The sequence below is a fragment of the Cryptosporangium minutisporangium genome (assembly GCF_039536245.1).
In the GTDB taxonomy this organism is placed as follows: Bacteria; Actinomycetota; Actinomycetes; order Mycobacteriales; family Cryptosporangiaceae; genus Cryptosporangium; species Cryptosporangium minutisporangium.
Window position 1 is genome coordinate 271,449 of the sequence record NZ_BAAAYN010000006.1, and the last position, 16,034, is coordinate 287,482.

Sequence of the window (16,034 nt, forward strand, 5' to 3'; positions counted from 1 at the left end):
GATACCTAGCGTCGGTCCCATGACCACATCCCTGGACGGCAAGGTTGCTCTCGTCACCGGCGCGACCGGTGGCATCGGCGCGGAGATCGCCCGCACTCTCGCCGCGGCGGGCGCCGCCGTCACCGTCGTCGGCCGGAACGCGGAGGCCGGCGCGACCGTCGTCAAAGAACTGAACCGAGGTCTGTTCGTCGCGGCCGATCTCACCCGCCGGGAGACCCACCAGTCGATCCTCGACGCCACCCTCGCCCTCTTCGGCCGGCTCGACATCCTCGTCAACAACGCGGCCGCGCACGCCGCCGGCCCGGCGCTGGAGGGCGCGGAGGAAGACTTCGACCGGATCGTCGCGCTCAACTACAAGGCCGCGTTCTTCCTCACCCAGGCCGCACTGCCGTCCCTGATCGCGTCCGGCGCCGGCCGGATCGTCAACATCAGCTCGATCGGAACGGTCAAGTCGTATGCCGGTGCGGCGATCTACAACTCCTCCAAGGCCGCACTGGACAACCTGACCAAATCCTGGGCGCTCGAACACGGTCCGGACGGCGTCCGGGCCAACGCGGTCAATCCGGGCATCGTCGTCGACGGCCCGATGTCCGCGCCGGTCCAGGAGTTCCTCGACATCGAGCACGCCGTGCTCCCGACGATTCCCGCGCGGCGGCTGGCGACAGCGGCCGACGTCGCCGCGGTCGTCACCTTCCTGGCCGGACCCGGCGCGGACTACCTCAACGGGGTCATCGTGCCGCTCGACGGCGGGCTGACCGCGTGACCGAGGCGCGCAGGCGGGCCGCCCTCGCCCTCCTCGCCTCGGTGCAGTTCATCGTCATTCTGGACAGCACGATCACCACCGTGGCACTCGACGACGTCCGTGCCGACCTCGGCGGGGACGAGCGCACCCTTCAGTACGTCGTCACGCTGTACGCGGTGACGTTCGGCGGGCTGCTCCTCCTAGCCGGCCGGATCGGGGATCTGGTGGGTCGCCGCCAGACGTTCGCCGCCGGTGCCGCGACGTTCACGGCGGCGTCGGCGGTGTGCGCGATCGCGCCGACGATGCCCTGGCTCCTGGCGGGCCGGGCCGCGCAGGGGGTCGGTGCCGCATTCGTCTCCGCAGCCGCGTTCGCGCTGGTGCTCGATCTCTACGGCGAAGGTCCCGGCCGCAACCGGGCACTGGGGCTGTGGAGCGCGATGGGGGCGTCCGGGGCCGCGGCCGGGCTGATCGCCGGGGGTGTCCTCACCGACCTCGCCGGCTGGGGTGCGGTTTTCGCGGTCAACGTGCCGCCGGGTGTGCTCGCGGTCGCGCTCGCCGGCCGGTTACTGCCGGCCGGACGCCGATCCAGGGCGCGGGGCACGGCTCGCCCGGACGTCCTGGGCGCCGTTACGGTGACGCTCGGCACCGCAGCGCTCGTCCTCGCGCTGGCGCGCGGCCCGGCTGACGGGTGGACGGGCGGAGGGACGCTCGCCCTGTTCACCGCCGCTGCCGTCCTGATCGGGGGGTTCGTTCTCGTCGAGCGCCGCGCCCGCGACCCGCTGATCCCGCTGTCGGCTCTCACCACGGGTCCGGTGCCGCTCGCAGCGGTGACGCTGGGATGCCTGCTGGCCGTCGTCAGCAGCCAGTGCTTCTTCCTCGTCCTGTACCTGCAGCGAGTCCTCGACCTCGGCGCCACCGCCACCGGGGCGGCGATCGCGCCGAGTGCGGCGATGGCGTTCGCGGGCAGCACTATCGCCGCGCGGCTGGCCGGCCGGATTCGGCCGGGCGGGCTGACCGTCGGGGGCCTGCTTTTCGTCGCGGCCGCCCAACTCCTGCTGAGCCGCCTTCCGGTCGACGGCTGGTACCCCGGTGACCTGCTGCCCGGCCTGCTGCTGTTCGGGTTCGGGCTCGGCGTCGCGTTCGTCGGCGCGACGATCGACGGCGCGGCGGGCCTCGCGACGGCCGACCAAGGGCTGGCGTCGGGCCTCCTCAACACCGGGCAGCAGCTCGGAACCGCCGTCGGTGTCGCCGCGCTCGTCGGTGTCACGGCGGCGAGTGCGAGCCGACCGGACGCCTTGGCCGCGGCCTACGGTGACGGACTGCGGCTCGGAGCGCTCGTCGCGATGGGAGGCGCGGCCGTCGTGGTCGTCACCGGTCTGACGACGACGCTGAGACGGCCGAGAGGGGCCTCGCGGGAGGCTGTTGACGCGCGTTAACACGTATGGCACCGTGGCGCTCACCCTCACGTAACGCGCGTAACCGCGCCGCTGAGCGCCGCCCCTCACGGACTGGATGCCACCTCGGATGATTCGTACCTCGTTCAACAGCGGCTGGGAGACCCGGCCGAAGAGCAACCCGTTCGCCGAGCTGGGCGGACGCACCGCGGCCTGGCGGCCGGTGACACTGCCGCACGACGCGATGCTGGAACAGGATCGCGACGGCAGTGACCCCGAGCGCGGGGCGACCGCCTACTTCCCGGGCGGGGTGTTCGAGTACCGCAAGACGTTTTCGGTCCCGGAAGCCGACCGCGGCAAGCGGGTGCTCGTCGAGTTCGAGGGCGTCTACCGCTCGGCGATGGTGTACGTCAACGGCGCCTACGCCGGACAGCGTCCGTACGGGTACTCGCAGTTCGTTCTCGACGTCGGCCAGTTCCTGCGTTACGGGCAGGAGAACGAGATTCGGGTCGAGGCGCGCGCCGGACAGGACTCGCGCTGGTACTCGGGGATCGGTATCTACCGCGACGCCTGGCTGGTCGTCGGCGATCCGGTCCACATCGCCCTGGACGGCGTCCGCGTCACCACCCCGGACATCGACGCCGACGCGGCCGTCGTCGAGGTGGCGGTGGTCGTGGAGAACGACACCCGAGAGCTGCGCACGGTCACGCTCTCGGTTGACCTGTCCGGGCCGGACGGGCGCTCGGTCGCGTCGGGCACGACGCCGGTCACGGTCGGCCCCGGCGGTTCGGCGGTCGCCCGGCACCGGCTCCTCGTCCACCGGCCGGCGCTCTGGAGCCCGGAGTCGCCGACGCTCCACACCTGCCTCACCACGCTGGACGGTGGGGACGCGCAGACGACGACGTTCGGGATCCGGTCGCTGCAGCTGGACCCCGAGCGAGGGCTGCGGATCAACGGTCAGCCCGTGAAGCTGCGGGGTGCCTGCGTGCACCACGACAACGGGGTGCTGGGCGCGGCGACGATCGGCCGGGCCGAGGAGCGTCGGGTGCAGATCCTCCGGGCGGCCGGGTTCAACGCGGTCCGCAGCTCCCACCATCCGCTGAGCCGGGCGATGCTCGAAGCCTGTGACCGGTTCGGGATGCTGGTGATGGACGAGACGTTCGACATGTGGACGTCGAACAAGAACCCGTACGACTACGCGCTGGACTTCCCGGAGTGGTGGGAGCGCGACGTCGAGGCGATGGTGGCCAAGGACTACAACCACCCCAGCGTCATCCTGTACTCGATCGGCAACGAGATCCCGGAGAACGGATCCCCGACCGGGGCGCTGCTCGGTCGGCAGATCGCGGAGAAGGTCCGCGCGCTGGACCCGACGCGGTACGTCACGAACGGCGTCAACGGCATGCTCGCGGTGATGGACGAGGTCCGGGCCATGATGCAGAGCGGGGCGGAGAACACCGACAGCGCCGGGGGCGGCATCAACACGATGATGACGCAGCTCGGCGACATCATGAACATGCTCGGCGGCTCCGACCTCGTCACGTCCAAGACCGCGGAGGCGTTCGGCGTGCTCGACGTCGCCGGAATGAACTACATGGACGGCCGCTACGCGTCCGACCAGGAACTGTTCCCGAACCGGATCATCGTCGGCACCGAGACGTTCCCGACCCGGATCGACACCAACTGGCGCCTCGTGACCGATCACGCCCACGTGCTCGGCGACTTCACCTGGACCGGGTGGGACTACCTCGGTGAGGTCGGGATCGGCCGACCCCAGTACACGACGCCGGACGCCGTCGCGCCCGCCTCGCTGGCCGCCCCCTACCCGTGGCTCACCGCCGACGCCGGGGACATCGACATCACCGGCCACCGGCGTCCGGTGTCGTACTACCGGGAGATCGTGTTCGGCCTGCGCGCCGAGCCGTACCTCGCCGTCCAGCGTCCCGAGCACCACGGCACGACGTTCGCCGGTACGCCCTGGGCGTGGAGCGACAGCATCCCGTCGTGGACGTGGCCCGGCGCCGAGGGCAAGCCGGTCGTCGTCGAGGTCTACAGCGACGCCGAGCAGGTCGAGCTGCAGCTCAACGGCCGCTCGCTCGGCCGGGTACCGGTGGGGGAGAAGAACCGGTTCCGGGCCGAGTTCGAGACGACCTACGAGCCCGGTGACCTGGTCGCGGTCGCGTACCGCGGCGGGGAGGAGACCGGTCGTTGCGCGCTGTCCTCGGCGACCGGCGCGGTGGTACTCCGGGCCGCGGCCGACCGCGCGTCCGTCCGCGCGGACCACCGGGACCTCGCGTACGTCGACCTCACGCTCACCGACGCGCACGGCACCCCGTACACCGGCGCCGACCGCACCGTGCGGATCACCGTGGACGGCCCGGCGGTGCTGCAGGGCCTGGGCAGCGCCGATCCGCGCGTCGAGCGCCCGTTCCGGTCGCCGGAGACGCGCACCTACGACGGTCGCGCGCTCGCGATCGTCCGTCCCACCGCACCGGGGGAGATCACGATCCGCGTCAGCGCCGAGGGCTGCGCCGACGTCGTCGTCCCGCTCGTCGCCGAGTGACCGCGAGGGCCGCCTCACCCGTCCGGCAGGATCGGGGGAACGCGCGCTGCGGACGCCGGGCGGCGCACGACGAGAGGTGAGGGATGTCGTACCGACACGTGGTCGCGCTGGGCAGTTCGTTCGCGGCGGGGCCGGGGATCCCGCCGGTCGTCGACGCGGCGGCGGGCCGCTCCGGGAACAACTACGCCCACCTCCTCGCGGAGGCGCTCGGTGCGCGGCTCACGGATCTCACGGTCTCCGGTGCCACGACCGCGACGATCCTCGACCAGCCGCAGCGTGCTTACCGGACGACGTTCCCGCCGCAGCTCTCCGGTGTCCCGGACGACGCCGACCTGGTGACGGTCACCGCCGGCGGTAACGACCTGCAGTACCTCGGGACGATGCTCCGGCTGGCGTGGGCGAACACGCTGCGGGGCCGGTGGTGGACGCGTCCGCTCGGGAACGTGCTGGGGCGGCGTCCGGTGCCGGTGCTCGACCCGGACCTGGCCGTCGACGGGCTGCGCCGGGTGGTGGAGGCGGTCCGCACCCGGGCACCGGGCGCCCGGGTCGTCCTGGTGGACTACCTCACGGTGCTGGAGGAGAAGACGCCGCTCGGATCGGACGCGCCGTTCAGCGACGCCGAGCGCAAAGCCCTGCGTGCGCTGGGCCGCCGCGTGGACGGCGCGTTCGCGGTCGCGGCCCAGGCCACCGGCGCGGACCTCGTCAAAGCGTCCGTGCTCAGCGCCGGGCACGGGGTGGGGTCGCCGGAGCCCTGGGTCAACGGCTTCGTCGCGGGCCGGCGGGGCGCGACGTCGTCCTTCCATCCGAACGCCGCCGGAATGCGGGCGATCGCCGACGAACTGCTCAGGTTCGTCGGGCCGTGACCGATGGCGAGGTGAGGTCCGCCGTCGACAGGCGCGGACCACATCTGTGCTGGGGGAGCAATGGGCGCTGGGTTGGCGAATCTACGGGTGGGCACGAAGATCGTCCTCACGGTGACCGTGGTCGCGGTCGTCATGCTGATCATCGGCGGGCTGGCGTGGACGCGGCTGGGGAGCCTCGACGACCGCATCCAGCACATCAAGAACAGCAACATCTCCAGGCTGAACAACCTGGTCGAGGTCCGGGGCGGGCTCTCGGACTCCTACCGCGGGTTGTTCGTTCACCGGGTCAGTCCCGCCGCCGCCCAGCCGGGCGCGGAGACCCAAGCGAAGGCCGGTCAAGCGGCGGTGGACGAGGCGTGGTCCGCGTACATGGCCACACCCGACCCGTCTTCGGTGTGGAAGACCCGGACGCAGACGTTCAGCGAGTCGTGGACGCAGTACAAGGCGCTGGTCAACCTGTTGATCTTCCAGGACCAGCCGCCGGCCGACGTCACCGTGCCCACCGGGATCCAGGCGCAGAGCGCGGCCTGGACCGCTGCCGAGGAGACGATGAACGCGGCGCTGGACCAGCTCACCGAGTTGGAGCGCACCCAGGCGTCGGACGCGGGTAGCTCGGCGCACACCGAGGCCAACGGCGCGAAGACGCTGATCGGTGTGCTGATCGTGCTCGGCCTGGTGGTCGCGCTCGCCGTCGCCTTCGCGGTCGGCCGCAGCGTCGCCCGGCGGCTCTCCGGCGTCCAGCAGGTCCTGGACGCGGTCGCCGACGGTGACCTCACCCGGCACGCCGACGAGACCGGCACGGACGAGGTCGGGACGATGGCCCGAGCGGTGAACCGCGCGACCGCGTCGATCCGCTCCACGGTGACCGCGCTGGCCGACTCCGCCCGCGCGCTGGCCGACAGCTCCCAGCAGCTCTCCGGCTCGGCGGAGGCGATCGCGTCCAACGCCGAGGAGACCTCCGCCCAGACCGGCGTGCTGACCGCCGCGTCCGAAGAGGTCTCCCGGAACGTGCAGACGGCCGCGGCCGGCACGGACGAGATGGGGTCGGCGATCCGGGAGATCTCCCAGTCGGCCAACGACGCCGCCGGGGTCGCCTCGCGGGCGGTCACCGCCGCGGCCGCGACCAACGCCACGGTCGCCAAGCTCGGCGAGTCCTCCGCCGAGATCGGCAACGTCGTCAAGGTCATCACGTCGATCGCCGAGCAGACGAACCTGCTGGCGCTGAACGCGACGATCGAGGCGGCGCGCGCCGGCGAAGCGGGCAAGGGCTTCGCCGTCGTCGCCAACGAGGTCAAAGACCTGGCACAGGAGACCGCGGCGGCGACCGAGAACATCTCCAAGCGCGTCGAGGCGATCCAGGCCGACACCGACTCCGCCGTCGCGGCGATCGAACAGATCTCCGGGATCATCGCCCAGATCAACGACTACCAGATGACGATCGCCAGCGCCGTCGAGGAGCAGACGGCCACCACGCAGGAGATGAGCCGGAGCATCGCCGAGGCGTCCACCGGAGCCGTCAGCATCGCCGACAACATCGGTGGGGTCGCGGCCGCGGCCCGGACCACCAGCATCACGGTCGCGGACACCCGGCGCTCCGCGGAGGAGCTCGCCCGGATGTCCCACGACCTCCAGGGCATCGTCGCTCGGTTCCGCGTGTGAGCGAACGAGGTCAGCGCGCGCCGCGGAGCAGGCGTCCGGGGCGGGCGCCCGTGTCCGCACCGTCCCGGCGGGTCAGCACCCCGTTGACCATCGTGGCGACGTAACCCGACGCAGCCTGGATCAGCCGCCGACCGCCGGCCGGCAGGTCGTAGGCCATCTGCGGCATCTGCAGGGTCAGCCGCTCCAGGTCGATCACGTTGACGTCGGCCCGCTTGCCCGGCGCGAGCACACCGCGGTCACCGAGCCCGAACAACGCCGCGGTGTCCGCGGTCTGCTTCTTGACGACGTACTCGAGTGGCAGCCGCTGGCCGCGGGTGCGGTCGCGGGTCCAGTGCGTCAGCAGGAACGTCGGGTAGGACGCGTCGCAGATCAGCCCGCAGTGGGCGCCGCCGTCGGAGAGCCCGGAGACGCCGGCCGGGTGGGTCAGCATCTCGTAGATCGCGTCGTGATTGCTGTGCGAGTAGTTGAAGAACGGGAAGAACAACATCGACGTCGCGGGCTCTCCGTCGACGCTCTCCAGCATCAGGTCGTAGAGGGCCTCGAGACCGCCGACACCGCGCTGCTCCGCGATCGCCGCCACGGTGCGCTCCGCGGTCGGTTCGTAGTCGGGCGGGTTGCCCAGCCGATAGATCCGGCTGAGTGAGCCCTGCACCAGGTCCTTCATCCCGTCGAACTGTTTCGACGGGTCGAGGGGCAGGTCGTCCTCGGTGAGGATCGCGCGCCGCACGGCGGGTTCCGCCAGTTCGTGACCGCGCTCGGCCGGCGAGAGGTGCGCGAGGCCGCGGAACGTCGGGCGGTGGGTGAAAGCGTGGTGTCCGGCGAACCCGATCAGCATTCCGAACGGGCGCGCCGCGATCTGGGGGTAGAGCGCGGCGCCCGCCTCGAACGCCGCCGCCGAGGCCTCCATCAGCTCGCGCCACTGGTCCGGGGCGGCGTCGACCTGCACCAAGGCGAAGGAGACCGGCCGATCGATCTCGGTGGCCAGCCGGCGCATCCAGTCCAGCTCCCGTAGCGGAGCGACGATGTCCTCGCCGGCGGCGCCGGTGGGAGCGAGCTCGAACACGGCCTGTCCGCCGCGGGCCATCGCTCGGCCGAGCCCGAACAGTTCGTCCTCGGCGGCGAACGTACCGGGCACCGGCTCGCCGTCCATCGCGCGGTGCGCGACCGTGCGCGACGTCGAGAATCCGAGCGCGCCGGCTTGGACCGCCTCCTCCACCAGGCGCCCCATCGCCGCGATCTCGTCCGGGGTCGCGGGCTCGTTGCGGGCGCCGCGCTCGCCCATCACGTACGCCCGGAGCGGGCCGTGGGCGATCTGCACGCCGAAGTCGACGGCCAGCTCCCGGTCGGCGAGCGTGTCGAGGTACTCGGGGAACGATTCCCAGCCCCAGGTCATGCCCTCGGTGAGCGCGGAGCCGGGGATGTCTTCGACACCCTCCATCAGCGCGATCAGCCACTCTTCCCGACCGGGCCGGACGGGCGCGAAGCCGACTCCGCAGTTGCCCGACACGACGGTCGTGACGCCGTGGCAGCTCGACGGTTCGAGCGTCGCGTCCCAGGTGACCTGGCCGTCGTAGTGGGTGTGGATGTCGACGAAGCCGGGCGTCACCACCATCCCGGTGGCGTCGATCGTGGTGGCGGCTTCGGTCTCCAGCCCGGGGGAGTCACCCTCGACGCGCCGTACCTCGACGATGCGGCCGTCTTTGATCGCGAGGTCCGCGCGGAACGGTGCGGTGCCGGTCCCGTCCACCACCGTTCCGCCGACGATCGTCGAATCGAGCATGTCGTCCTCCCGGTTGCGTCGTTGAACTCCGGTGTGGCGAAGTGCCTCGCGGTGGGGCGAGCGCAGTGCCCGGCGTCGCCCGGCGCAGAGCGCCGATTATGAAAGGCGATTCTAGTTCTTGTCAACGGGGCGGGTGTGTGCGCGCGACGGAGGCGGATAGCGGGAAATGGCTGTTGTTCAGCGTGTCGTCCGTCCGCATAATTGAGTTGGCGGCGGAGAAATCTGCCCCTACGGTGAACACCAACGAAGCACCGACACGGAATCCGGAGGCCGACATGTTGCGACACACCTCGCGCGCACCGCGGCGCTCCCTGCCGCGCGGCGAGGGTGCCTCATGCGTCGAGCGACCCTCCGACCAGGTCATTTTCGAGAACGATGCCCGCCGGGGACGGTGGCGACGCTAGCGCGACCAGCGCCTCGCTTTCGCCGCCCTCCCAGTCGGGAAAGGGCGGCTTTTTGTTTCCGCCAATTGCTTCTCTGTGCTGCCCGGACAATTCTTCGTCGTGTAGTGCCCCCGGGTATTCGGGGCGGTCGTGATCATTGAGAACTTCACAGTGGATGGCACATCTGGAGCGAGGGAGACGGCAACCCGTCCGCTTTGGAAGCGGAAGACCACCCGGTTCGACTCCGGGGCTCCAGACCATCCCGGGCTTGTGGCGCAGCAGGTAGCGCGCCGGTGTGGCACACCGGAGGTCGACGGTTCGAATCCGTCCAGGTCCACGGCGGGAGCACTGTCATGGCTCCCGCACCCTGTTCCTGTAGCTCAGCGGAGAGAGCACCGGACTACGAATCCGGGGGTCGGCGGTTCGAATCCGTCCAGGGACACTTCTCGCCTTCCAAGCTCAGGTGGTAGAGCACGCGGTTGAAGCCCGCGAGGTGTCGGTTCGACTCCGGCGGAAGGCACGACGCACCCTGGTAGCCCAATCGGCAGAGGCGGCCCGCTCAAACCGGGTCCAGTGCGGGCTCGAATCCCGCCCGGGGTACGCAGCAAGGTCGTCGTAGCTCAGTAGGTGAGAGCGCCGAGCTGATACCTCGGAGGCCGTAGGTTCAATTCCTGCCGACGACACGCAAGCAGGCTCGCCGCCCGTGTGCGCCCGCCAGTACCGCCCCCGTAGCTCAGCGGAGAGAGCGCCAGGTTCCGAACCTGGAGGTCGCTGGTTCGAATCCAGCCGAGGGCACTCAGGAACCGACGGTCTCACGCGCGCCATCCACCGTGGAGTTCCCACCAGGGATAAGGTCGCTCGATGGTGAGCGGGACGCTGCTGTCGTGGCTGCTCGACGCGGATCCGGCCCTGCGCTGGCAGGTCGAGCGTGACCTTGCGCAGGAACCGCCGTCGGTGTGGCGGGCGACCCGGGCGCGAGTCGCGACCGAGGGTTTCGGTGCGCGCCTGCTGACGCTCCAGGACCCGGATGGGCAGTGGGCGGGCGGTGCGTACTTCCCCGCGGGCTTCGACTTCGCCGACGTCGAGCGCGTCGGGCAACCGTGGACGGCGACGACGTGGTCGCTCACCGCGCTCCGGGAGTGGGGCCTGGACGCCGCCGTCCTCCGCGAGCGCCGCACGGCCGAACTGCTCGCGCAGAACAGCCGCTGGGAGTACGACGATCTGCCGTACTGGGGCGGCGAGGTGGACTGCTGCATCAACGCCTGGACCCTCGCGAACGGCGTCTGGCTGGGCGTGGACGTCAACGGCGTCGCCGACTGGTTCGTTGAGCACCGGCTACCCGACGGCGGCTGGAACTGCCAGTGGGTCGAGGGATCAACGCGGTCGTCGTTCCACTCGACGCTCAACTCCCTGAAGGGGCTGCTCGCCTACGACACCGCGACCGGTGGCACGGACGCGACGCGCGCGGCCCGGCGCAGCGGCGAGGAGTACCTGCTCCAGCGGCAACTGTTCCGCCGGCTGTCGACGGGCGAGCCGGTGGCTCCGTGGGTCGCCAACTTCGCGTACCCGTTCCGCTGGCTCTACAGCGCGCTGAACGCGGCGGAGTACCTCCGGGAGGCGGCGCTGCTCGACGGCACGCCGCCGGATCGGCGGATGGCGGACGCGATCGACCTGGTCCGGGCCGCCCGCCGGCCGGACGGCACCTGGCTCCAGGGGCGTCGTCTGCCGGGGCAGGTGTGGTTCGACGTCGACGTGGCGGACGGGGCGGCGTCGAAGTGGTTAACGCTGTTCGGTGCACGGGTGCTCACCTGGTGGGACTCATAAGCTCGGTGGGGCCGATCACCCGGAGAAACTTGATCTGTTCCAGAAAAGTGCACTATGTTTAGCGGGTGATGTCCGACTTCGAGTCGCAGCTGCGGGCTGTCTCGTTGCGCGTGACGCGGCCTCGGTTGGCCGTGCTCGCCGCGCTGCGTGACCACCCGCACGTCGATACCGACACGGTGATCGGCCTGGTGCGCGACGTCCACCCCACGGTCTCCCACCAGGCGGTGTACGACGTGCTGCGTGCGCTCACCGACGCGGGCCTGGTGCGGCGCATCGAGCCCGCCGGGGCGACTGCGCGTTACGAGACCCGCGTGGCGGACAATCACCACCACATCGTGTGCCGCTCCTGCGGTGCGATCGCCGACGTCGACTGCGCGGTCGGTGCTGCCCCCTGTCTCAACCCCTCGGACGACCACGGTTTCGTGGTCGACGAGGCGGAGGTCGTCTACTGGGGCACCTGCCCCGACTGCGCGGCCGAACGTACGTCCCAGTCAGCTCCCAGTTCGGAAGGAAGCAGATGAGCGACACCCAGGACACCCCTGCCAGCGCGCAGGGTGTGGACAAGAAGGCGGCGGCCGGCTGCCCGGTCGCGCACGATTCGGTGACCTCGCACGGCAGCGAGAGCGAGAACCCGGCGATCGACTCGCCGACCCCGAAGACCGGTGGCCGTCCGCACACCATCCGCGACTGGTGGCCCAACCAGCTCGACCTCGGGGTGCTGCACGCTCACTCGTCCAAGGTCAACCCCCTCGGTGCGGACTTCAGCTACGCCAAGGAGTTCGAGAAGCTCGACGTCGAGGCGCTCAAGCGGGACATCACCGAGGTGCTCACCACCTCGCAGGACTGGTGGCCGGCGGACTTCGGCCACTACGGCGGCCTGATGATCCGGATGAGCTGGCACGCCGCGGGCACCTATCGCATCCACGACGGTCGCGGTGGCGCCGGCGACGGCGGGCAGCGGTTCGCGCCGCTCAACAGCTGGCCGGACAACGCCAACCTCGACAAGGCCCGCCGCCTGCTCTGGCCGGTCAAGCAGAAGTACGGCCAGAAGATCTCCTGGGCCGACCTGCTCGTGCTCGCCGGTAACGTCGCCCTGGAGTCGATGGGCTTCAAGACGTTCGGCTTCGGCTTCGGCCGCGAGGACGTCTGGGAGCCCGAGGAGATCTTCTGGGGCCCCGAGGACACCTGGCTCGGCGACGAGCGCTACGTCTCCGACTCGGCGATGGCCGAGGGCGTCGGCGCGACCGAGATGGGCCTCATCTACGTCAACCCCGAGGGTCCCCGCGGCAGCGCCGACCCGCTCGCGGCTGCACACTTCATCCGCGAGACGTTCCGCCGGATGGCGATGAACGACGAGGAGACCGTCGCCCTCATCGCCGGTGGACACACCTTCGGCAAGACCCACGGCGCTGCCGTCGCCGACGACCACGTGGGCCCGGAGCCCGAGGGTGCCCCGATCGAGAACCAGGGCCTCGGCTGGCTGAGCACCCACGGCACCGGCAAGGGCGGGGACACGATCACCAGCGGTCTCGAGGTGACGTGGACCGACAAGCCGACGCAGTGGAGCAACCGCTTCTTCGAGATCCTGTACGGCTTCGAGTGGGAGCTCACCACGAGCCCCGGTGGCGCCAAGCAGTACGTCGCGAAGGACGCGCCGGAGATCATCCCGGACCCGTTCGACCCGTCGAAGAAGTACAAGCCGACGATGCTCACGACGGACCTGTCGCTGCGCTTCGACCCGGAGTACGACAAGATCTCGCGCCGGTTCCTGGAGAACCCGGAGGAGTTCCGGCTGGCCTTCGCCAAGGCCTGGTACAAGCTGCTGCACCGCGACATGGGTCCGGTCAGCCGCTTCCTCGGCCCGTGGGTCGCCGAGCCCCAGCTGTGGCAGGACCCGGTGCCGGCCGCCGACCACCCGCTCGTGGGTGAGGGCGACGTCGCCTCCCTGAAGGCGAAGATCCTCGAGTCCGGCCTCACCGCCACTCAGCTGGTCTCCACCGCCTGGGCGTCGGCCGCGACCTACCGGGCCACCGACAAGCGTGGTGGCGCCAACGGCGCGCGGATCCGCCTCGAGCCGCAGCGCAACTGGGAGGTCAACCAGCCCGAGCAGCTCGCCACGGTTCTGCAGACCCTCGAGGGCATCCAGCGGGAGTTCAACGCGGCCGGCGCCGCGAAGATCTCGCTCGCCGACCTGATCGTGCTGGCCGGCTCGGCCGCCGTCGAGAAGGCGGCGCGCGACGCCGGCGTCGAGGTGACCGTGCCGTTCCGCCCGGGCCGCACCGACGCCTCGCAGGACCAGACCGACATCGAGTCGTTCAGCGTCCTCGAGCCGCGTGCCGACGGGTTCCGCAACTACCTGCGTTCCGGCGAGAAGACCCAGCCCGAGGTGCTCCTCGTCGACCGTGCGTACATGCTGAATCTGACCGCGCCCGAGATGACCGTGCTCATCGGCGGTCTGCGCGCTCTCGGCAACAACGTCGGCGGCTCCCGGCACGGCGTCCTGACCGACCGGCCGGGCGTGCTGACCAACGACTTCTTCGCCAACCTGCTCTCGCCGGGCACCCGGTGGAAGGCGTCGGAGTCCGAGGAGAACGTGTACGAGATCCGCGACGTCGCGACCGACCAGGTGAAGTGGACCGCCACCGCGGTCGACCTCATCTTCGGTTCCAACTCGCAGCTGCGGGCCCTCGCCGAGGTCTACGCCAGCGAGGACGCTCGCGAGAAGTTCGTGGCGGACTTCGTCGCGGCCTGGACCAAGGTCATGGAGCTCGACCGGTTCGACATCGCCTGATTTCGATACCGACGGACGAGCCCGCTCGATCGCCCAGCCGGCCACCGGCCTCGTCCGCTACTCGGGTGCCTCGACGAGACGCTGCAGGTTGTCGAGCGACGTCTCCAGCGCGCTGAGCGGAACGACCGGCCAGGTCAGCCGCTCCAGCAACTTGGGGTGGACGCCGCTCCAGTCGCAGTACGACGTCACCTCGGTCGCGGTCGCGCTGACCGGCGCGAGCAGGTAACCGTAGGTGTGGCCGAGCGGGGACCGATCCACCGAGCCCGGCTGCCAGGCGAGCTCCACGTCCGGGACGAAGCGGAGAACGGTGTTCTTCACCGTGTACTTGCCCAGCGGCAAGTCGCCGAGCGGCTCCCGGTCCATGTTCATGATGAACGTGTCGCCGACCGCGCGGAGCCGCTGCGAGTCGGGGGAGACCATCAGCATCCCGGACCCGTCGATCGCGACGTGACCGTCGGGATCGCTGATCACCGCGAAGATCCGGTCCGCCGGTGCGGCGATCCGGCGCGTGGTGGCGATGCGCTGTTCCACTGATTCGGGCACGGCAGGCCGCTCCTTTGCGGTCGGGACCCCCGGTACCGGTCATCGTGGCGCGGCGGACGAATCCGCCGCAGGCAACGTGATCCAGTTAACGCCGCGGACAACCCTGCCGGGTCATCAAAATAACAAGCCCATACCCGCCTACGGAGACCCGAGGGCCGGAACAAGCAGCGGCCCGGAGTGCGGTGTGCACTCCGGGCCGGTGCGGCGCTGTGACTGGGGGTGGGGCTCAGTAGCGGTTGTAGTCCCAGCAGTCGTTGTAGCGCTTCTTGTGGTGGCGGCGACGGCGGCGCGGCTTGTAGCAGTCGTTGTAGTCCCAGTCGTTGCAGTGGTTGTTGTAGTCGTAGTCGTAGCAGCCGCTCATGTCGTCCAGCCTCCTGAAGTTGTGGTCCGGGGCGTGTTCCCCGTGTGTCAGTAGCTTCGCGCTGAGCGGGCGGCGGTTCGATCGGCCCGCAAACGGCCGCAGCGTTCGCTTCCGAACACTCGCGCGCTGGGGCGGCGTCCGGCGCGGGCGGACGGTAGCCAGCGGCGGCTCAGGTGGTGGCGCGCTCGACGACCCGCAGCGGCACCTGCTCGTCGGAGTCGTCCTCGGTGGTGCCGCCGGTCACCGAGCGGACGATCATCTGCGCCATACGTAGCCCGGCGCCGCGGATGTCCGTCTCGATCGTCGTCAGACGCGGGCTCACCAGGTTGCTGATCGGGGTGTTGTCCATCCCGATCAGCGCGAGGTCCTCCGGCACCCGCAGACCCGCCTCCCGGGCCGCGCTGAGCAGCGCGATCGCGACGTCGTCGTTGTAACAGGCGATCGCGTAGCGGGGCAGGTCCAGCCGGTTCAGCTCGCGGCGCGCCTCGTCCGCGTCGATCCCCAGGTTCAGGATGGGGGTCGCGGGCAGACCCGCTTGCCGGCAGGCGTCGCGGACGCCGTCCGCACGTGCCGGGCCGAACGGGTCCTCGCGCCGGTCGCGCAGGTGGGCGTAGGCCAGCCGGGTGTAACCCCGGCTGACGAGGTGCTCGGCCTGCATCCGGCCGATCCGGTGGTCGACCGGTTCGCGCGCGTCGAGGTGGGGCTCGACCAGCCGGATGCCGAGCTCGGTGAGGAGGCTCCGGTCGGAGTCGCGGAGCCGGGTGATGCTGACGACGGCCAGCGGCCGCATCGTCTGGACCAGCCGCTCGAAGGAGTGCGACGAGGAGTCGGAGAATCGCAGGACCAGCGTCAGTCCGGCCGCGGACAGCTCGTCGGTCAGGGTGTCGACGACGTCCTGCAGGTGACCGCCGAACGTGGTGTGCGGGAGGAGCCCGACGACCAGCTCGCTCGCGCCCCGGGCGAGGGTGCGGGCCGCCGCGGACGGCTGGTAGTTGAGCTCCCGTGCGATCTGCTGGACGCGGTCTCGGGTGGCCGGGGCGAAACGCTCGCCGCGTCCGTTCAGGATCTGGCTCACGGCGGCCCGAGAGACGCCGGCGGCCTTCGCGACGTCGGTGCTCGTCACAGTCACGA

At 70.7% G+C, this 16,034-nt stretch carries 12 protein-coding genes and 7 tRNA genes; 15 read left to right on the plus strand and 4 right to left on the minus strand.

Annotated elements, in window-relative coordinates; all coding sequences use genetic code 11:
• Window positions 1–19: 19 nt before the first annotated feature.
• The 5 genes from ABEB28_RS06060 (at window position 20) to ABEB28_RS06080 (ending at window position 7,221) form a co-directional block, all read left to right on the plus strand.
• A complete protein-coding gene (locus ABEB28_RS06060; protein WP_345726976.1) occupies window positions 20–763 on the plus strand; it encodes an SDR family NAD(P)-dependent oxidoreductase in 744 nt (247 codons plus the stop codon).
• Window positions 760–2,178 (plus strand): MFS transporter, encoded by a 1,419-nt coding sequence (locus tag ABEB28_RS06065; RefSeq protein ID WP_345726977.1) that lies wholly within the window; start codon window positions 760–762, stop codon window positions 2,176–2,178. The genes ABEB28_RS06060 and ABEB28_RS06065 overlap by 4 nt, the downstream gene beginning before the upstream one ends.
• Before the next feature lie 88 nt (window positions 2,179–2,266).
• The gene (locus ABEB28_RS06070; RefSeq protein WP_345726978.1) at window positions 2,267–4,699 is read left to right on the plus strand and encodes a glycoside hydrolase family 2 TIM barrel-domain containing protein; all 2,433 of its coding nucleotides are present in this window, start codon (window positions 2,267–2,269) and stop codon (window positions 4,697–4,699) included.
• An 83-nt stretch (window positions 4,700–4,782) separates the two neighbouring features.
• Window positions 4,783–5,562 (plus strand): SGNH/GDSL hydrolase family protein, encoded by a 780-nt coding sequence (locus tag ABEB28_RS06075; protein WP_345726979.1) that lies wholly within the window; start codon window positions 4,783–4,785, stop codon window positions 5,560–5,562.
• A gap of 87 nt (window positions 5,563–5,649) precedes the next feature.
• Entirely contained in the window at window positions 5,650–7,221 is a 1,572-nt protein-coding gene (locus ABEB28_RS06080; RefSeq protein WP_345726980.1) for a methyl-accepting chemotaxis protein, read from the plus strand.
• A gap of 10 nt (window positions 7,222–7,231) precedes the next feature.
• Here the strand turns inward: ABEB28_RS06080 and ABEB28_RS06085 are convergent, their stop codons facing one another.
• Window positions 7,232–9,001 (minus strand): N-acyl-D-amino-acid deacylase family protein, encoded by a 1,770-nt coding sequence (locus ABEB28_RS06085; protein WP_345726981.1) that lies wholly within the window; start codon window positions 8,999–9,001, stop codon window positions 7,232–7,234.
• 567 nt (window positions 9,002–9,568) lie between these two features.
• Here ABEB28_RS06085 and ABEB28_RS06090 point away from each other — a divergent pair.
• The 10 genes from ABEB28_RS06090 to katG all read left to right on the plus strand — a co-directional run bounded on the left by ABEB28_RS06090 (window position 9,569) and on the right by katG (window position 13,999).
• A tRNA-Pro gene (locus ABEB28_RS06090) sits at window positions 9,569–9,644 on the plus strand.
• A 4-nt stretch (window positions 9,645–9,648) separates the two neighbouring features.
• A tRNA-Ala gene (locus tag ABEB28_RS06095) sits at window positions 9,649–9,721 on the plus strand.
• A gap of 32 nt (window positions 9,722–9,753) precedes the next feature.
• A tRNA-Arg gene (locus tag ABEB28_RS06100) sits at window positions 9,754–9,826 on the plus strand.
• 6 nt (window positions 9,827–9,832) lie between these two features.
• A tRNA-Phe gene (locus ABEB28_RS06105) sits at window positions 9,833–9,904 on the plus strand.
• A 6-nt stretch (window positions 9,905–9,910) separates the two neighbouring features.
• Window positions 9,911–9,984, plus strand: a tRNA-Leu gene (locus ABEB28_RS06110).
• Window positions 9,985–9,993: 9 nt separating this feature from the next.
• A tRNA-Ile gene (locus ABEB28_RS06115) sits at window positions 9,994–10,067 on the plus strand.
• Window positions 10,068–10,106: 39 nt separating this feature from the next.
• Window positions 10,107–10,179: transfer RNA gene (locus ABEB28_RS06120), tRNA-Arg, on the plus strand.
• Between the two features lie 66 nt (window positions 10,180–10,245).
• Window positions 10,246–11,208 (plus strand): prenyltransferase/squalene oxidase repeat-containing protein, encoded by a 963-nt coding sequence (locus ABEB28_RS06125; RefSeq protein WP_345726982.1) that lies wholly within the window; start codon window positions 10,246–10,248, stop codon window positions 11,206–11,208.
• 68 nt (window positions 11,209–11,276) lie between these two features.
• Window positions 11,277–11,729 (plus strand): Fur family transcriptional regulator, encoded by a 453-nt coding sequence (locus ABEB28_RS06130; RefSeq protein ID WP_345726983.1) that lies wholly within the window; start codon window positions 11,277–11,279, stop codon window positions 11,727–11,729.
• Window positions 11,726–13,999 (plus strand): catalase/peroxidase HPI, encoded by a 2,274-nt coding sequence (gene katG, locus ABEB28_RS06135; RefSeq protein ID WP_345726984.1) that lies wholly within the window; start codon window positions 11,726–11,728, stop codon window positions 13,997–13,999. Before ABEB28_RS06130 ends, katG begins: the two co-directional genes overlap by 4 nt.
• Window positions 14,000–14,056: 57 nt before the next feature.
• On the opposite strand, the gene ABEB28_RS06140 is transcribed toward katG, so the two are convergent.
• From ABEB28_RS06140 to ABEB28_RS06150, 3 genes are all read right to left on the minus strand, one after another.
• The gene (locus tag ABEB28_RS06140; protein WP_345726985.1) at window positions 14,057–14,542 is read right to left on the minus strand and encodes an SRPBCC family protein; all 486 of its coding nucleotides are present in this window, start codon (window positions 14,540–14,542) and stop codon (window positions 14,057–14,059) included.
• 226 nt (window positions 14,543–14,768) lie between these two features.
• A complete protein-coding gene (locus tag ABEB28_RS06145) occupies window positions 14,769–14,903 on the minus strand; it encodes a hypothetical protein (RefSeq protein ID WP_345726986.1) in 135 nt (44 codons plus the stop codon).
• Window positions 14,904–15,072: 169 nt separating this feature from the next.
• Complete coding sequence (locus ABEB28_RS06150; protein ID WP_345726987.1) at window positions 15,073–16,032, minus strand: LacI family DNA-binding transcriptional regulator; 960 nt, start codon at window positions 16,030–16,032, stop codon at window positions 15,073–15,075.
• Window positions 16,033–16,034 lie beyond the last annotated feature (2 nt).

Bases quoted from the DNA above. Each gene is read 5' to 3' on its own strand.
- ABEB28_RS06075 (WP_345726979.1), top strand. From the start codon at position 4,783: ATGTCGTACCGACACGTGGTCGCGCTGGGCAGTTCGTTCGCGGCGGGG.
- katG (WP_345726984.1), top strand. From the start codon at position 11,726: ATGAGCGACACCCAGGACACCCCTGCCAGCGCGCAGGGTGTGGACAAG.
- ABEB28_RS06125 (WP_345726982.1), top strand. From the start codon at position 10,246: ATGGTGAGCGGGACGCTGCTGTCGTGGCTGCTCGACGCGGATCCGGCC.
- ABEB28_RS06070 (WP_345726978.1), top strand. From the start codon at position 2,267: ATGATTCGTACCTCGTTCAACAGCGGCTGGGAGACCCGGCCGAAGAGC.
- ABEB28_RS06060 (WP_345726976.1), top strand. From the start codon at position 20: ATGACCACATCCCTGGACGGCAAGGTTGCTCTCGTCACCGGCGCGACC.
- ABEB28_RS06085 (WP_345726981.1), bottom strand. From the start codon at position 9,001: ATGCTCGATTCGACGATCGTCGGCGGAACGGTGGTGGACGGGACCGGC.
- ABEB28_RS06130 (WP_345726983.1), top strand. From the start codon at position 11,277: ATGTCCGACTTCGAGTCGCAGCTGCGGGCTGTCTCGTTGCGCGTGACG.
- ABEB28_RS06145 (WP_345726986.1), bottom strand. From the start codon at position 14,903: ATGAGCGGCTGCTACGACTACGACTACAACAACCACTGCAACGACTGG.